This window comes from Rhizobium sp. IBUN, from assembly GCF_000510625.1.
Lineage (GTDB): Bacteria > Pseudomonadota > Alphaproteobacteria > Rhizobiales > Rhizobiaceae > Rhizobium > Rhizobium altiplani.
The window spans coordinates 1-13616 of record NZ_AZNV01000049.1; the positions used below are offsets into that span (position 1 = coordinate 1).

The window sequence follows — 13616 nt, forward strand, 5'->3', positions numbered from 1 at the left end:
GGAAAAAGTTCCGCGACGAGAGCTTCGAATGGTTCCGCGTCGCTGAATATAGCTACGATAGCTACATGTATGCCGCCCAAGCGGCTAAGAAATAGCGAAAGAGTTGGAGCCGGGGTCATCTCGGCTCTTCACTTTTGCAGCTGGCGGCCTGGCGGCGTCCACATTCATGTTGTTGCAAGCGCCCAACGCTCTGCTGTAGCTTACGGAAAAATCAAGCATCGTTGGATTACACCATGGACTTCAAAAGAAGATGGCGGGCTTACTGGTCGGCGGTGCTCTCGTGCTCATCGCGCTGGTCCAGTTCGCGGTGGTCGGCGCCGGGGCGGCGGGATGGTTCAACCACCATTGACGACCATCGTTGCAAACGGCTGTGAGTTCACGCTGAACCGCGACTTTTGTAGCTCATCAAGCTAGCCGGCATGTCTGATCTGCGCGAGCAGTTTCTTACGGAAGACTTCGGCCGGTGTTCGATGGCCAAGGCATTTGCGGGGTGTTGCGTTGAGCCGGTTGCAGATCTCGATCAGATCGGCATCTGTGACCGACAATGGATCGACCTCTCTCGAGAGCCATTTCCGGACCCGGCCATTGGTATTCTCGACGGTGCCTTTCTGCCACGGCGATTGCGGGTCGCAGAACCAGGTTTGGGTGCCGATGCTCGCCTGGAGATACGGCCAGTCCGTGAACTCCGTGCCACGGTCGAAGGTGATCCGAGCGACGGGCGAGATGAGGTAGGGCCTTGAGAGCCTATATGAGACCGTCCATGACCGGACGTGACTGACGGTCGTTGTTACGCAGGAAGATCGCAAATCGGATAACGCGCTCGACGAGCGACGTGACGTTGGCCTTTCCGTCGACAAAGTCCGGGGCATTGCTGCCGACACCACCCATCCTGCCACCTTCTTCTGTGGCGGCTCGCGCAATTTCCATAAATTCCTGGACTTATTCGACAAGGTTTTTTGTGCTCGACCTAGACGTTGAGACGTTGAACCGACGATTAGATGGGCGACCGAATGAGCCAGGTTTCGATCCGGCCGAGCGGCGGCTGGTACTGCGCTACCATATACCCGGGAATATCTTCCCGTTGGCATCGATATTGACACGGCCGGTACGGTCCCCATGGTAGTCGACAATATCCTCGCTCAACTCGCCTGAGGCCCTGGAAAAATTGTGAATGGGGTAGGAAGCACCGAATATTGCGGGAAGAGGCTAGTCGCCTGAAGGGCTCACCGGCGGCGCTGAGATTTTGGCGGCGCTTACTTCCGCTATCGGCGGCGCATGTTATTGTCCACTGCCGAGAGCGGACAATAAACTGACCTCTCTTTAACTGGAGGATCTCTGGTCTTGAACAGACACGAACCAACGACTCAATCAATTGAGCCGCTGAAAAATTCAATTAGTGGCAAGCGAAGTCGGCGTTCGAACTCTCCGTCCGATCGGATCGTGATGATGGTGTCGGTGGGCGCCGCCTTCTGCCGCCCCGGCCTTGCCAGCGACCGGGCGATATCAACAATGTCATCGCGCGCAGCGGTCGGATCCGCTTCACATGAGGAGTATGGCGTCAACGGCTATCAAGGCGGCATTTTGATCTCCTCGTCTCGAATCCAAGTCTGAGCCCGATACTTTACCGGCCCGGCCTGCGAGCCTGTACAACCTCACATACGGTCGCCGCTCTGAGCGGCTGCACCACGATCCCGCTTACGGCGGGCGAGGGCTCGGGAGAACGGGACCAACCTTGTTCCCGGCGTTGAAGCCATGAAGATCCACGGTCCGTTCGCCTGGATCCGTCAGGGCGATGAGGCCCTGAGGATTGAAAGAGCTTTGCAGTTGAGCTGTCGTCTGTCAGGCGGATTTCATGACCACCCCCTCGATAATGATGCCGGCGTTCACATATTTCCATAAGGCGACGCTTGCGGGCGAGCGCCGCTGTGAGCGACGCGCTCCTTAAACCAGCAGGGCAGCCTGGAGCCCGGCTGATAGCGCAGCCACAGCCACGCAAGCTCGACCATCGTCGTTCGCAGCCGTGGATTGCCCGCTTTGGAGACGCCCTGCTCGCGATCGATCGAGCCGCTCTGCCATGGCGACGGCGTCGATCTCGTGTCCGAAAACTAAAGGCAGCTTTGGATTGAAGCTCGCCATCGAAGACGTGAAGGTCGGTGCGGCAAACGCCGCAGGCTTCCACCTCTATCACAGCCTGACCGCGGAAGGACACGGATCCGGCGTCTCCATAAGACGCAGCGGAACGCCGACTCTTTCCAAGAGGTGATATACGGGGTACGTCCTGACCAGTGGATCCTGTCAAAAGGACGATACGGGCGTACCGGCGACTGTCGAACTGATCGAGCCGACAGGGGCCGAAATTCTCTTGGCAGCCCAATTGGCGGGCAAGCGGGTGCTGTGCGCCTTCCGCGAGCGCCACGCGCTGAAGCCGGGCGACAGCATACGGCTCAAGGTCGATCCCGCCGCAGCTCATGTGTTCGACAAGCAGACCGAACAGAGACTCGCGCTCTGAGCAAGAGGCACGGAAGGACCAACCATGTCAGACTTTACAGAAACAACGGCGCCCGCGCATCGTCAGGGCTGCGCCTTCACCGGCAGCCGGAAGGGAGCGCCGAGCCGGTTGAAGGCGTTCATGGCCGCGATCGTGATTGTGAGATCCACCAAATCTTTGGGCTCGAAAACTGCCGAAGCAGCAGCATAGGCTTGGTCAGACGCATGTGTCTCGCTGACAAGCGTCACCTCCTCGGCCCAGGCCAGCGCTGCGCGGTACATCTCTGAGAAAAGGTGCGGCACCTCTTCCCATACAGGAACCAAAGTAACTTTGTCAGCCGCCATGGTCTTCAGCAGATCGCGGGTGTGCAGGTCGATACAATGGGCGCAGCCGTTAATCTGCGATACGCGCAGGAACACCAGATGGATAAGCTCCTCAGGCAGGTTCGTGTTGTGTGTCACATAGTGATGGATACCAAACAGGGCCTTGGCTCCAGCGGGTGCTACCTCGTACCAGTTGAGGCGCGTGGTCTCATTCATGATGGTCTCCTTGAATTGGCGCCAACAGGCGGCGCTGCTGGGTTGACGACGCAGCAATAGGAGGCGTGACATCTCCACCTGATTTTATTATTTGCAGGCGCCATGTCACATTCGCGCGACCTGGCGCGTCCAGGGGCGAGACGGGTCGGATGCGGGAAAGTGGCATGAGGCAACACGGTACGAACGAGACAGATCGGACTATCAAGGTCCGTGAGACGGCGATGGCCAATGAAGCGAGCGCTTGTGCGTCGCTTAGAGATGAAAGGGTCATAGAATTCGCGCGAGAGAGCAAGCGCCTGCTGCGCCTGGGCTACCGGATGCTGGGATCGATCACCGAGGCGGAAGATGTGGTGCAGGATTCGTGGTTGCGCTGGGAACGCGTTAAAGACGAAGTCCGCACCCCGACCGCTTATCTCACCCGCATCGTCACCCGGTTATGCCTGGATCGGATTAAGTCTGCGCGAGCACGCCGCGAAATATACGTCGGTCCATGGTTGCCGGAGCCATTGGTCGAGCCTGCTGATGCGCAGGAAGCCGTTGCTGACGATGTAACTGTGACGCTGATGTTGGCGTTGGAGCGACTTTCGCCGCTTGAAAGGGCAGCCTTCCTGCTCCACGACGTGTTCGACGTAGCGCTGACCGAGGTCGCCGTCGTGCTTGATCGTGACCCGGCCGCCGTTCGGCAACTTGCTTCGCGCGCACGCAAGAATGTTCAGAACGCACGATCACGGTACAGCGTGGGGCCGGCAGAGGCTGACGGAATCGCGCGCGCTTTTTTTGCTGCGTCGCGTGACGGCGATGTCACCGCACTTTCGGCGTTGCTTGCGCGCGATGTCGAGATACACAGCGACGGCGGTGGCAAGGTGCTGGCGTTCCGAGAAGTCATTCGCGGCCAGGAACGCGCACTGCGACTGTTCGTTTCCGCTCAGCGGAAGGCCGCAACTGCGCCGACCTTGCTGCGAACCGCGATTATCGACGGCTTACCAGGATTTGTAAGCCTTGATCCCGTTGGCGTTTTACAAACAACAGCTCTGGGCATTCGTGACGGAAAGATCTTCGCGATCTATATCGTCAAGAACCCGGATAAGCTGACGCATGTAAACGTTTAGGATCGCCGCCGCAGCGCCATTCGAGCATCGGCGCCCTCCCGCGCAAAAGCAATTGCTGCTGCGCGGCCAACTCCGGAGTTGACACCTGTCACAAGGGCCTTGCGTCCGCCAATTTTTCCGATCCACGGCAGCTCTGTTCACCGTGATCAGGAGCAGGGTCCAACTTCCGGGTAAACCCTCGGGGTCGGCTGCGGCTGGTCTGGAAACGGAGCAGTGGATAGAGTGTGCGGGGTCAGTCAACGAAACCTTGTCGGTCAAGAGAACAGCAATTCCTGCCTGAGGGTTGGATTGTGGCGAGCGAACGTCACCAACCGATCTATGTTCCTGACCGCGCTGCTAGAGGCCCAGCCGCCTTCAAACGGGGTTCGCGCAGATGCAACTGACAGAACGATCAGCTAAACGGAGCGGCTCGCTGAAGAGCAGCTTCTTAGCCGTAGGCGATCAGTCAATAACTTCGCCGCGATGGGATTGGAAACCGCTGACCCACTCGTTCAATCGCTATTTTTGGATTAAATTGTCCAATCAGAGCAGCTGGTTACTTTCGGAATAGCTGGTAAGGGCAATTGCAGACAGTTATGGCGAAGATGCTGACGTGGTGGGTCAGCCTGTCGAGCAACGCACCGGTCAGCCGCTCGGACCCCAGCACCGGCGTCAAATATCGTTCCGGCCGATATCAGCCGCTGTATTCGGGGTTTCTACGCCCCAAAGCGGTACGTGCCGCTTCAAGTCTTGTATAGAGAAGATGTATTATTGACGCCATTCTCCCGAACGGTTGCGCCGCTCGAGCTAAAAAACTTCTCAACGTTTTAGGGTGGCGTCTCTGAGTGAGGTCGACTGAGCGTCAGGCGTCCCGAACTATTTTGATGATTTTGTCGACGGCTCCGAAAGCGGTCGTGAAATCGGGCCGGCGTCCATAGACCAGATGGTCTAGAAATTTCGCGTAGCGATTGGCGAAATCTTCATCAGTCGATATCTTTTCATAAGCGCGAAGAGTCTCTCCCTTCGGGTCTTTCGAATAATCGGGATATTTCTGGCCGCGTGTTGCGGCTTCTTCTTTCATCGTTCCGAGCGCTATCGCGACCGCCTCATCTAGATCATATTGCCCATCCATGCGTGCCAAGTCGTAGACGTGACGAACGAGGGTATGATCAAAATCCTCGACGCCTGCGAACGCAGCGCCGGCACGGCGGCCGAGTGCAACAAACTTGTCTGCCGCTGTCTCTACAAGCCTCACGCACGCAACATCTTGCGCCTCTGCCGCGGCCCCTGTTGCTTCAGCGACGAACGAACTGACGGAAAGTCTCTGTGGCTCTGTGCAAACCGGGAAGGCGGCGATCTCGATCTTGATCTCCGGGCGTAGAACGCCTTCGCCTTTTGCAATTGGTTCGTACGGCAAATCGTAACGAACGTATCGATCGTTCTGCTTCACGACGTAGTGCTTCTTTACAGCTGCACCATCATCTGATTCCAGCTTGAAGCCAGCGCCTTCCAGTCGATCGTTCACCGCAGCTCTTAGACGCTTAAGTTCGCCTCGAGACGGGTCCGCCTTTCCGACGATGCGAAGATCGATGTCTTCGGACATCCTCTCGAGTAGGCGGTAGGCACGGCCTAGTGCCGTCCCACCACCGAAAGCCAGAGTCAGCCCATCGACCTCCACATCGTGGATGGCAGCCAAAGCCTTGACGACAAACCAGTCCTTTTCGACCAGCGCTAAAGAAGGAAGATTGAAGTGCTCCTGAACCTCTAGGAGCGTCCTGTTGTCTGGCCTATCGCTCAACACGAAGCTCCGCGCGACCATCTGATAGACGGCGGCTAAACCTCGTCTTGACCTTAACTGTCGGATTCAAGGGAATCTGCGTAGATCGCCCTTCATTGTAGTCCTTCGTGCTTTCAGTCTGCTCCCAGGCAACTCCAAGCTTGTTCAGCGCCTGAATTGCAGCGCTGTGGAAACCGTTGGAGCTGGAGACCATAAGTCGGCCCGATATCCTGGATCGAATAGCGCGAGCGTAGACCCCGTAGCCGAGCTTCAGCAAAGCACCGTCACGCACAAGCAACCTGAGCGCACGCAGGACTTGATCCTCGCCGCTGAGGTCGGCAAAGTCTTTTGGAACAAAGACATCTGTCTTCTTCGTTTTTGTGACGCGGCTCTCAATTTTCTGCTTCAGCGTCTTGGACCGGCGCATGATCGGCGCTCCTTACAAAAACCCGACACAACATATATGCAAACACCCGACAAATTGCAAGGAATATTTAGGCGCATAAAGTAATTGAAAGATAAGACTATTTGAACCGTTTCAAGCGACGTTTTAGAGCGCACCTCACAACTTTTCTGAAGCACGCCTAATCGAAAGACCAAGCCATTTTTCACGCGAGGTCAGGAGGCAGCCGAGACCTCAATCCTCGGACCACAGGTTATCAGGACCCAAATAACGCAGTGCGACCTTTTCTGCCCCGAAAAGCAGATCAGTTCAGAAAGCTTGCGTTACGCGACACCAAAGATCGCCGATACACTATGATTTGACATTCCTATACGATCTCGGGCGGCTTCTAGAGATTGCAGATCAAATTGGGCACGACCAAAAAGGCATCAGCAAACCTGTTTCTGACCAATCGGCCGCCATGCGTTTTGAAATTGCGATGCATCTTATTCGCAAGCTGGAGAAGGTGATAAACTGGAGGCGCCGTGTGTTTATCGCCTTGATGGGATGAATAGAAATCAATCGCCCAGATAAAACCAACATACTGAAAACATGGAAAAACCCGCTAACTTGTTTGGCTGGCATCCCTTCCAAAATGGCTGTGGGAAAAATACGTATCGGCTTGAAGTCGTGACGCTTGCCATACAAGATGCGGCCCTACTCGCGGGCCGGTGTGCCCGCCACGCAAAGCTATGTCAGCGTTTTCCATACTGAAGTGTCACTCCATGCCAACAGGCATGGTCTGACCATTAGCGGGCACATGGTCGGATCATTTCAGGACATGGATATGACCGAAGCAACAAAACTCAACCGCCTTAAGCATTTCGCTAAACGATACGCGCGCGCCAAGCGGATCACCCAAAACCAAGCGCTCAACTTGGTTGCGGAGAAACTGGGTTTCGCCGACTGGACCAAACTCGTCTCATCTAACAAGAAGGATTGGAGGCCCAGTTCCGAACAGATGGCGGGCGTCGAAGCCTTCGTGGCAAATGCTTTTCCGGCAGCAGATTTTCAAGCGGGGCACCCCGATGCAATGGCTCGCCGCTCGGCGTACCTAGAGCGCGTCCGATGAACGCGGAATCGGGTTGAGGATTCCCTTACTGTCCGAATTCTGATTCCATCGCTCCGACTGGTGATTTGGTCGGAGGCAATATGACCCGAGCGTTCAGCGATGATCTGCGTAGCCGCGTCCTGGCTGCGTCACGGAATGGCATGTCGGCGCGTTCAGCAGCGGCACGATTTGGGATTGGCATTTCGACGGCCATCGCCTGGATTGCGAGTGCGCGGCAGGGTCGGTTGACCCCGGCGAAACAGGGCCGACGCGGCGGCTCGCGTCTCGATGCCCACGAGGACTACATCGTCGGCATGATCGAAGAGGAGAAGGACATCACGCTCAACGAGATGGTTCTGCGATTGAGTGAGGAGAGAGCCGTATCCATTGGCCGCAGCGCGCTTGATATCTGGCTGCGAAAGCGCGGCTGGACTTTCAAAAAAAGACCGCACATGCATTGGAGCAGGAGCGTCCCGACCTCCTGAAGCGCAGAGACTGGTTCGACGGCCAGCTCGATCTCGATCCGGCGCGTCTCGTCTTCATTGATGAAACCGGCCTGAGCACAAAAATGTCACGGCTTCGCGGGCGGGCCCTTTGTGGAGAGCGATGCCGCTCCCCGATCCCACACGGGCATTGGAAGACGACGACGTTTACCGGAGCGCTCAGGCTCTCGGGCATGACCGCGCCCATGGTCCTCGACGGTGCGATGAACGGGGTCGCGTTCCAGGCCTATGTGCAACAGGTTCTCATTCCAACCTTGGCACCAGGCGATATTGTGGTCATGGACAACCTGCCCGCACACAAGGCGGAAGGCGTGCGGCATGCAATCGGAAATGCGGGATGCCGATTGCTTTATCTCCCGCCCTACAGCCCGGACTTCAATCCCATCGAGAAGGCATTCGCCAAACTGAAGGCGGTGTTGCGCGCCAAAGCCGAGCGAACCGTCGAGGCGTTATGGGACACCGTCGGCCAGATTGTCACTATGTTCGAGCCGCAGGAGTGCGCCAACTACTTCAAATCCTGCGGATATGACCCCGAGTAAAGTGGATGCGCTCTAGATGACGCCGAGCATGGCATGATTGGCGATCACCCATATCGCCTTCTCGTGACTTTGCACGACATCATCATGATGGGAGACGGGTGGAGCATAACGGTGCCTGAAAATCCTGGCGCGCGGCCGATCGTCCAGACAGTCACCGAAGACGATGGAAAATACCCGGTGTTTGATCCGGAATTCCTCCAAGAGGCGCTTAGCCTAGCGAGAGATCGCGCTGATCGGGTTCGTGGCGAGATCTCTACGGATTGGCCCCGAAGGTCCACGAAACCCGACCATGACGGCGTTGTTCGTCACCCGCTCTGGGGCGACGAGTCTGCAGTCTGGTACTGCCTACATTGCGATGGAAAAATCACCGGTGTTCAAATCGCTCAGAACCTCTGGCATTGCCCCGGTTGCGGCGCATCCCCACTCGACATCTTCCACACGGCGTTCTGGTGCGAAGATGAAGGGAATTCTCTCTCGCCAGTGAAAACCGACAGCGCCAAAGACAATGACAAGCCTGATTTCCGGGTTGTCGATGACAGACCCAAACTTGAGCCAAATGCGGAGAAGATCACTCTGCTCATTCGAAGCGCCTTGCTTGATGATGCAACCAACATCAGCGAAAGACTGGGCGCGCTTCATGCCGAAATCACAGTCGATGACGACAATGACGTGTGGATCTCGCTTGAGGAGGATTTGTGGCCGCACGACAAAGAACCCATTCAGGCTTTGATTGTAGCGTCTCAGCTGGGAATTGAGGTCGAACTCGAAACGATGTGGTCTACCATACCTTTCCACTGGCCGGGACTAGGTGAGCTAACCTCGAGCACGAGTGAATACACGCAAATGATGTTGGAGGCGTACGCGAAGTACGATTCCTCACCGGATAACGACACGTAGTCCTGTTCGGCCAACTTCCCGCAAACGATGCTAGTTTTCGAGTTGGTGAACACGATCGCTGTGCGTCGGTGATCGAGGCCCAAGCTACCGAGCAAAATCGACATGAACTGCGGTGCATATGCGCCGCAGTTCACTTTAGTTCATCCCACCCGTCATAATCATATGCACCAAATCTTTTGAGCCGTGTTCTAGTCGGCATCTCGCTGGCCTTTCGGCCGCGATCCCGCGTAGCTTCAACCTCCAAAGTCAGGTGATTGCATCACTTGGCTTTGAGCTTCCTGCTCGACGTTGGCTCCAGCTTGAAATTAACCAACCGTTAACCCTTCATCCTTAGCACGCCACCCCTCGGGCTGGCATGTCTATCGCTAAGGGAAACCTGAATGGTCACGTATCCAACATCCGACGCTTTTCGACGCAAACTCCTCAGTTTCAGCGAGCTCCGGCTTGCACCGCTCTTCACCGCGGCCGATCTAAAACAACTAACTGATTACATGCAGGCGCTTGTTGAACGCTGCCAATTCCCGCCGATGCGCGGCACTTTGGTAGATTGGTCAGAAATCACAATCGCTTGCAATTTTTCTGCGTCACTGACCGGCAAGCAGAAGCGTGTTGGCCAATTTGGGTTCGATGCGATCATTCGATGGATAAACGACGGTGGCCGTTCGCCCCAGTCAATAAGCGCTCGCGCTGATATCCGCTCTACCCGAAAGCCAATTAGTCCCCGGTCGGCGGCTCAGAGGAAAAGCATTGATGAACACGAAAGTGCGAAGCCCGGGCCCAAACCAGCCCCCATCGAGGATAGTCCACGACCACTGTTTGCAGTCACCGACGATCCTATTTCATTCCAAGGGGCATTAGCGCTGCAGCTCAAGCGCTTTGGCGAAACGTACTATTATCTCCATCGAGCGGTCATCAGACCGGGCGACGACGTTGACACCAAGACAGTATTGAGTTGGCTGAAAGGCACGAAATTGCCACGCAGCCTACAGAGTTTCGAAATTCTCGGTCGCATTGAACAGCGATACGGGTTGCCGACGGGCTACTTCAAGGAAAAGCTGCCTCATCAATCACGTTCCGCATCCGGCCATGACGTCGGCGAAAATATCTCGCCAGCGGAGCGACGACGGCTCGCATGGCATCTGCCGGACAACTTTAACAAACTCCCGCATGAAAAGAGGGAGGAGATCCTGGAGTGGGTCCGCCGGGTCGTGATCAGTGGAGCCACCGACTATCGGCGCTTCCAGGCAGCAGCGTCAAAGCAGCGCTACGCAATTCGGTTCCCTGCTATGGCATATGGTGGAAGAACCAGCACTCAACCCTTCCAATCTCATGGCAACACTTTCACGGGCCACGGGGACATAGATGACCCCGACCTTCTATCCGGTGTGATCGACGCCCCACCTCAGTTGACGCTCGAGATGGCGAGCTTAATCACGTTCAAGACTGCCACGTTGACGGAAATCGGGTTTCAGAGAAACGGCGTTTGGGGAGAGGAAACCGCCTCCCAGAAGCTCGAACATCTCGGTCTGATGTTTGGCGCATTGGCAGCATCGCCGAAGGGAGAAGTAGCAGGACGTGGCTTGGCACTCGGGAGCCTGACATTTGGCCTGCTTGTATTTCCATCTGTTTGGTATTGGTACCTCCAATGGCGAGAGCGCCGACGCGGATTTTTCACAGCGTGGGAGGTTGATATGCTCAGCATTTCGCTCGCCCTCACGCGGGAAGAAACAGGATGGCTTCGCCAGCATCCGGAACTGGCTGACCGCTTGGTCCCTATCAATGGGCTCATAACAGCAGAGGATGTCGCACTCGCTAAGCGCGATTGGCACGCGTGTTGCGATGCTTTTCACGCACACGCGCGCACCCGGATCAAAGAGATTCAGAGGGTGATGCACGTGCATCGCGATCCGTTCGAACCGATCATGTGTGTTTTAGAAGCGCCTAGTCCACTGGCAGAGTATCGGAAGATCACCGAGGAAATCTTGCTGCGGATGCCGGACAAAGATCGCTACCCGCGCGCCGCGGCGGAATCGGTCCGCTCATTCCTCCTTCTGAGGCTCGGGCTGCATCTTGGGCTTCGTCAGAAGAATCTGCGCCAGCTTTTGCTGTGCCCGCGAGGTCATTTTCCAACGTCCGAACGGCGGCTTGAAGAAATGAGGCGCGGTGAAATCCGATGGAGCGAGCGAGATCATCGCCGGGAGGTCTTGATCCCCTCGAACGCATTCAAGAACTCGAATTCTTCATTCTTCGGAGCAAAGCCATTCCGATTGGTGCTGCCCGATCTCATGGACCTCTACCACTATCTGAATGCATACACAGATCGCCACCGCGGTGTCCTTCTTGGCGAGACTGATGACCCGAGAACCTTCTTCGTGAAAACGGTGAAGCAAAGCAGCACCGATGCATCATACAACCAGACGACCTTCTACGAAGCTTGGCGACTCGTGATCCAGCGCTACGGAATATACAATCCATACACAGGTCGCGGGGCGATCAAGGGACTATTGCCGCATGGGCCGCATAATGTGCGCGATGTGCTCGCGACGCATATTCTGAAGCTTACCGGATCCTATGAGCAGGCAAGTTATGCAATCCAGGACACGCCAGATATGATCCAGCAGCACTACGGAAGGTTTCTGCCGCAGGACAAGGCAGCCTTGGCAGCCAGAATTCTAAATGAGGTTTGGCAAGCAGCTTGATGAGGATCATGGCGGCTAAGAAACGAGTGACAGCTTTAGCTCCCGATTACTGGCTCCGCACTACGAGTAGTGCAGAGCTCTTGAAAGGAATCGAACTGCGGACGGGATAAGTTAAATGGCATAAGCATTTGATAAGGTAGGCTTTATTCAAAGCGGCTGGCACTTCAGGCGCTGGCGCCGCGCAGGAAAAACTCGATTCCCGCCTGCGCGCAATCGCTGTCCTGGGCGGGCGTGCCGGAACTTGCGCCAACGGCGCCGACAACTTGACCGTCGACGATCACTGGGATGCCGCCCGCCACGACCAGCAGCCGTCCGCCGATGGCCGAGTTAATGCCATAGGCCGGCTTGCCTGGCAGGCTCGCTTCTCCATAGCTCTCTGTCGTTCGCTTGGCGCCGGCGGCCGTGTAAGCCTTGTCCTGTGCGATGACGGTGCTGGTTATCTTGCCGCCGTCCATGCGTTCGAACGCGATCAATTGCCCCGATTCATCCGTCACAGCGATGCACATCGGCACCCCAATTTCTTCCGCCCGCCTGCGCGCACCCTTGATCAGAATGCGGGCGTCGGCCAGGCTCAATCTGTTAATCGTCAGCACATCTTCTCCCTCTTACTTTCAATGGTGCGCTGCAAGCGCGAAGGTATCCGCCTCGGGGCGTTTCGCTAGAAAGGCAAGCGCAGCCGAGCCCACCAGGCCAGAATTCTGGCCGAGGGCAGCACGCACCACCTTTACATCCTTGAAGGCCGGCATTGCCCATTGGCCGATGTAGGCCTGGATGCCGGGCTGGAGGCGTTCGAACTCGTGCGAAATCCCCCCACCCATGACGACGATGTCGGGGCTGAAGATGTGGATCAGGCTGGTAAACCCGCGCCCGAGAATCTCCGCTTCCTCGTCGATCAATATCTTGGCAAGGGAGTCGCCGTTCCGCGCCGCCGCGAAGACATCGCGCGCGTGGATCTCGCTACCGTATTTTCCCAACATCGTCTCTTCGCAGCCGATTGCACGCGTCCGGGCGCGCAGGGTGAATGCGGTGCCGGAACCGTAGGCTTCGAAACAGCCATGATTGCCGCATGGGCACAGGGCGCCGTTGGGCTCGACCGACATGTGGCCGATGTGCGCGGCCATGCCCTTGCGGCCGCGCACCACGCGGCCGTCCGCGACGACACCCCCGCCGATGCCCGTGCTTACAGTAATGTAAACAAGGTTTTCGAGCCCTTTGCCCGCCCCGAACTGCCATTCTCCGATGGCTGCGGCAATGCCGTCGTTCTCGAGGCTTACGGGGAAGGCAAAGCGCTTTTGCAATTCCGCTTTCAACGGGAAATCCGCAAAGCCTGAAAGGGTCGGAATATCCTTCGCGATGCCGCTGACGGTGTCTATCGGACCCGGTGTCGAGACGCCGATACCAACGACCACGGAAGACTTGGTTGCGGCCAGCAGTCTTTCGGTCAGGCCGTGAATTTGCGAAAGAACTCGCTCGGGCCCCGCCTGGGCCTCGGTTGGCTCCTCCATGCGCGCAACGATCGTGCCGTGCTTGTCGATGAGGGCCGCACGCACCTGCGTTCCCCCTAAGTCTATCCCGATGGCGATCTGATGCATG

11 protein-coding genes and 5 pseudogenes are annotated in these 13616 nt (G+C 56.8%); 7 read left to right on the plus strand and 9 right to left on the minus strand.

Translation table 11 applies throughout. From position 1 onward, the window contains the following. Positions 1-410 precede the first annotated feature (410 nt). Positions 411-849, minus strand: a pseudogene (locus tag RHIBUN_RS34205) (IS30 family transposase); the annotation flags it as partial. Here RHIBUN_RS34205 and RHIBUN_RS35860 point away from each other — a divergent pair. Next, positions 850-1152: pseudogene (locus RHIBUN_RS35860) on the plus strand (nucleoside kinase); the annotation flags it as partial. It abuts the pseudogene before it with no gap. A gap of 687 nt (positions 1153-1839) precedes the next feature. On the opposite strand, the pseudogene RHIBUN_RS35865 reads toward RHIBUN_RS35860, so the two are convergent. Continuing rightward, a pseudogene (locus RHIBUN_RS35865) lies at positions 1840-2084 on the minus strand (transposase); the annotation flags it as partial. Continuing rightward, positions 2041-2226, minus strand: a pseudogene (locus tag RHIBUN_RS36575) (alcohol dehydrogenase catalytic domain-containing protein); the annotation flags it as partial. The pseudogenes RHIBUN_RS36575 and RHIBUN_RS35865, both read right to left, overlap by 44 nt. 136 nt (positions 2227-2362) lie before the next feature. Here RHIBUN_RS36575 and RHIBUN_RS37640 point away from each other — a divergent pair. Further along, positions 2363-2509, plus strand: coding sequence for a hypothetical protein (locus tag RHIBUN_RS37640; protein WP_245271747.1), 147 nt, complete (start codon positions 2363-2365; stop codon positions 2507-2509). A gap of 62 nt (positions 2510-2571) precedes the next feature. On the opposite strand, the gene RHIBUN_RS0128500 is transcribed toward RHIBUN_RS37640, so the two are convergent. Continuing rightward, a complete protein-coding gene (locus tag RHIBUN_RS0128500) occupies positions 2572-3027 on the minus strand; it encodes a carboxymuconolactone decarboxylase family protein (RefSeq protein ID WP_025662205.1) in 456 nt (151 codons plus the stop codon). Positions 3028-3191: 164 nt separating this feature from the next. On the opposite strand from RHIBUN_RS0128500, the gene RHIBUN_RS0128505 reads away from it, so the two are divergent. Then, positions 3192-4136: a sigma-70 family RNA polymerase sigma factor gene (locus RHIBUN_RS0128505; RefSeq protein ID WP_025662206.1), complete on the plus strand. Its 945-nt coding sequence runs from the start codon at positions 3192-3194 to the stop codon at positions 4134-4136. 26 nt (positions 4137-4162) lie between these two features. Here RHIBUN_RS0128505 and RHIBUN_RS37645 read toward each other — a convergent pair. The 3 genes and pseudogenes from RHIBUN_RS37645 to RHIBUN_RS0128515 form a co-directional block, all read right to left on the minus strand. Then, positions 4163-4372: pseudogene (locus RHIBUN_RS37645) on the minus strand (NAD(P)-dependent dehydrogenase); the annotation flags it as partial. A 605-nt stretch (positions 4373-4977) separates the two neighbouring features. Then, positions 4978-5916, minus strand: a complete 939-nt coding sequence (locus tag RHIBUN_RS0128510; protein ID WP_245271748.1) for a nucleotidyl transferase AbiEii/AbiGii toxin family protein — start codon at positions 5914-5916, stop codon at positions 4978-4980. Next, a complete protein-coding gene (locus RHIBUN_RS0128515; protein WP_025662208.1) occupies positions 5903-6319 on the minus strand; it encodes a DUF6088 family protein in 417 nt (138 codons plus the stop codon). Before RHIBUN_RS0128515 ends, RHIBUN_RS0128510 begins: the two co-directional genes overlap by 14 nt. An 802-nt stretch (positions 6320-7121) precedes the next feature. Here RHIBUN_RS0128515 and RHIBUN_RS0128525 point away from each other — a divergent pair. From RHIBUN_RS0128525 to RHIBUN_RS0128545, 4 genes are all read left to right on the plus strand, one after another. Further along, positions 7122-7406 carry a hypothetical protein gene (locus tag RHIBUN_RS0128525; protein ID WP_156932766.1) on the plus strand — a complete coding sequence of 95 codons (285 nt, stop codon included), beginning with the start codon at positions 7122-7124 and terminating at the stop codon, positions 7404-7406. 80 nt (positions 7407-7486) lie between these two features. Further along, positions 7487-8427 (plus strand): IS630 family transposase gene (locus tag RHIBUN_RS35880; protein WP_198021189.1). Its coding sequence is split into 2 segments (ribosomal slippage): positions 7487-7811 and positions 7811-8427, totalling 942 coding nucleotides; the frame shifts between segments, so codons are not numbered across the junction. Between the two features lie 33 nt (positions 8428-8460). Then, the gene (locus tag RHIBUN_RS37650) at positions 8461-9324 is read left to right on the plus strand and encodes a hypothetical protein (protein ID WP_025662213.1); all 864 of its coding nucleotides are present in this window, start codon (positions 8461-8463) and stop codon (positions 9322-9324) included. 380 nt (positions 9325-9704) lie between these two features. Continuing rightward, a complete protein-coding gene (locus RHIBUN_RS0128545; RefSeq protein ID WP_025662214.1) occupies positions 9705-12023 on the plus strand; it encodes a hypothetical protein in 2319 nt (772 codons plus the stop codon). 164 nt (positions 12024-12187) lie between these two features. Here RHIBUN_RS0128545 and RHIBUN_RS0128550 read toward each other — a convergent pair whose 3' ends face one another. Both RHIBUN_RS0128550 and RHIBUN_RS0128555 read right to left on the minus strand, forming a co-directional pair. Further along, positions 12188-12616: a heme-binding protein gene (locus tag RHIBUN_RS0128550; protein WP_025662215.1), complete on the minus strand. Its 429-nt coding sequence runs from the start codon at positions 12614-12616 to the stop codon at positions 12188-12190. Positions 12617-12634: 18 nt separating this feature from the next. After that, a complete protein-coding gene (locus RHIBUN_RS0128555) occupies positions 12635-13615 on the minus strand; it encodes an ROK family protein (RefSeq protein ID WP_025662216.1) in 981 nt (326 codons plus the stop codon). Position 13616: the final 1 nt, after the last annotated feature.

Coding starts and splice junctions, on each gene's coding strand:
- RHIBUN_RS0128500 (WP_025662205.1), bottom strand. CDS start 3,027: ATGAATGAGACCACGCGCCTCAACTGGTACGAGGTAGCACCCGCTGGA.
- RHIBUN_RS0128505 (WP_025662206.1), top strand. CDS start 3,192: ATGAGGCAACACGGTACGAACGAGACAGATCGGACTATCAAGGTCCGT.
- RHIBUN_RS0128515 (WP_025662208.1), bottom strand. CDS start 6,319: ATGCGCCGGTCCAAGACGCTGAAGCAGAAAATTGAGAGCCGCGTCACA.
- RHIBUN_RS0128525 (WP_156932766.1), top strand. CDS start 7,122: ATGACCGAAGCAACAAAACTCAACCGCCTTAAGCATTTCGCTAAACGA.
- RHIBUN_RS37650 (WP_025662213.1), top strand. CDS start 8,461: ATGATTGGCGATCACCCATATCGCCTTCTCGTGACTTTGCACGACATC.
- RHIBUN_RS0128545 (WP_025662214.1), top strand. CDS start 9,705: ATGGTCACGTATCCAACATCCGACGCTTTTCGACGCAAACTCCTCAGT.
- RHIBUN_RS0128555 (WP_025662216.1), bottom strand. CDS start 13,615: ATGCATCAGATCGCCATCGGGATAGACTTAGGGGGAACGCAGGTGCGT.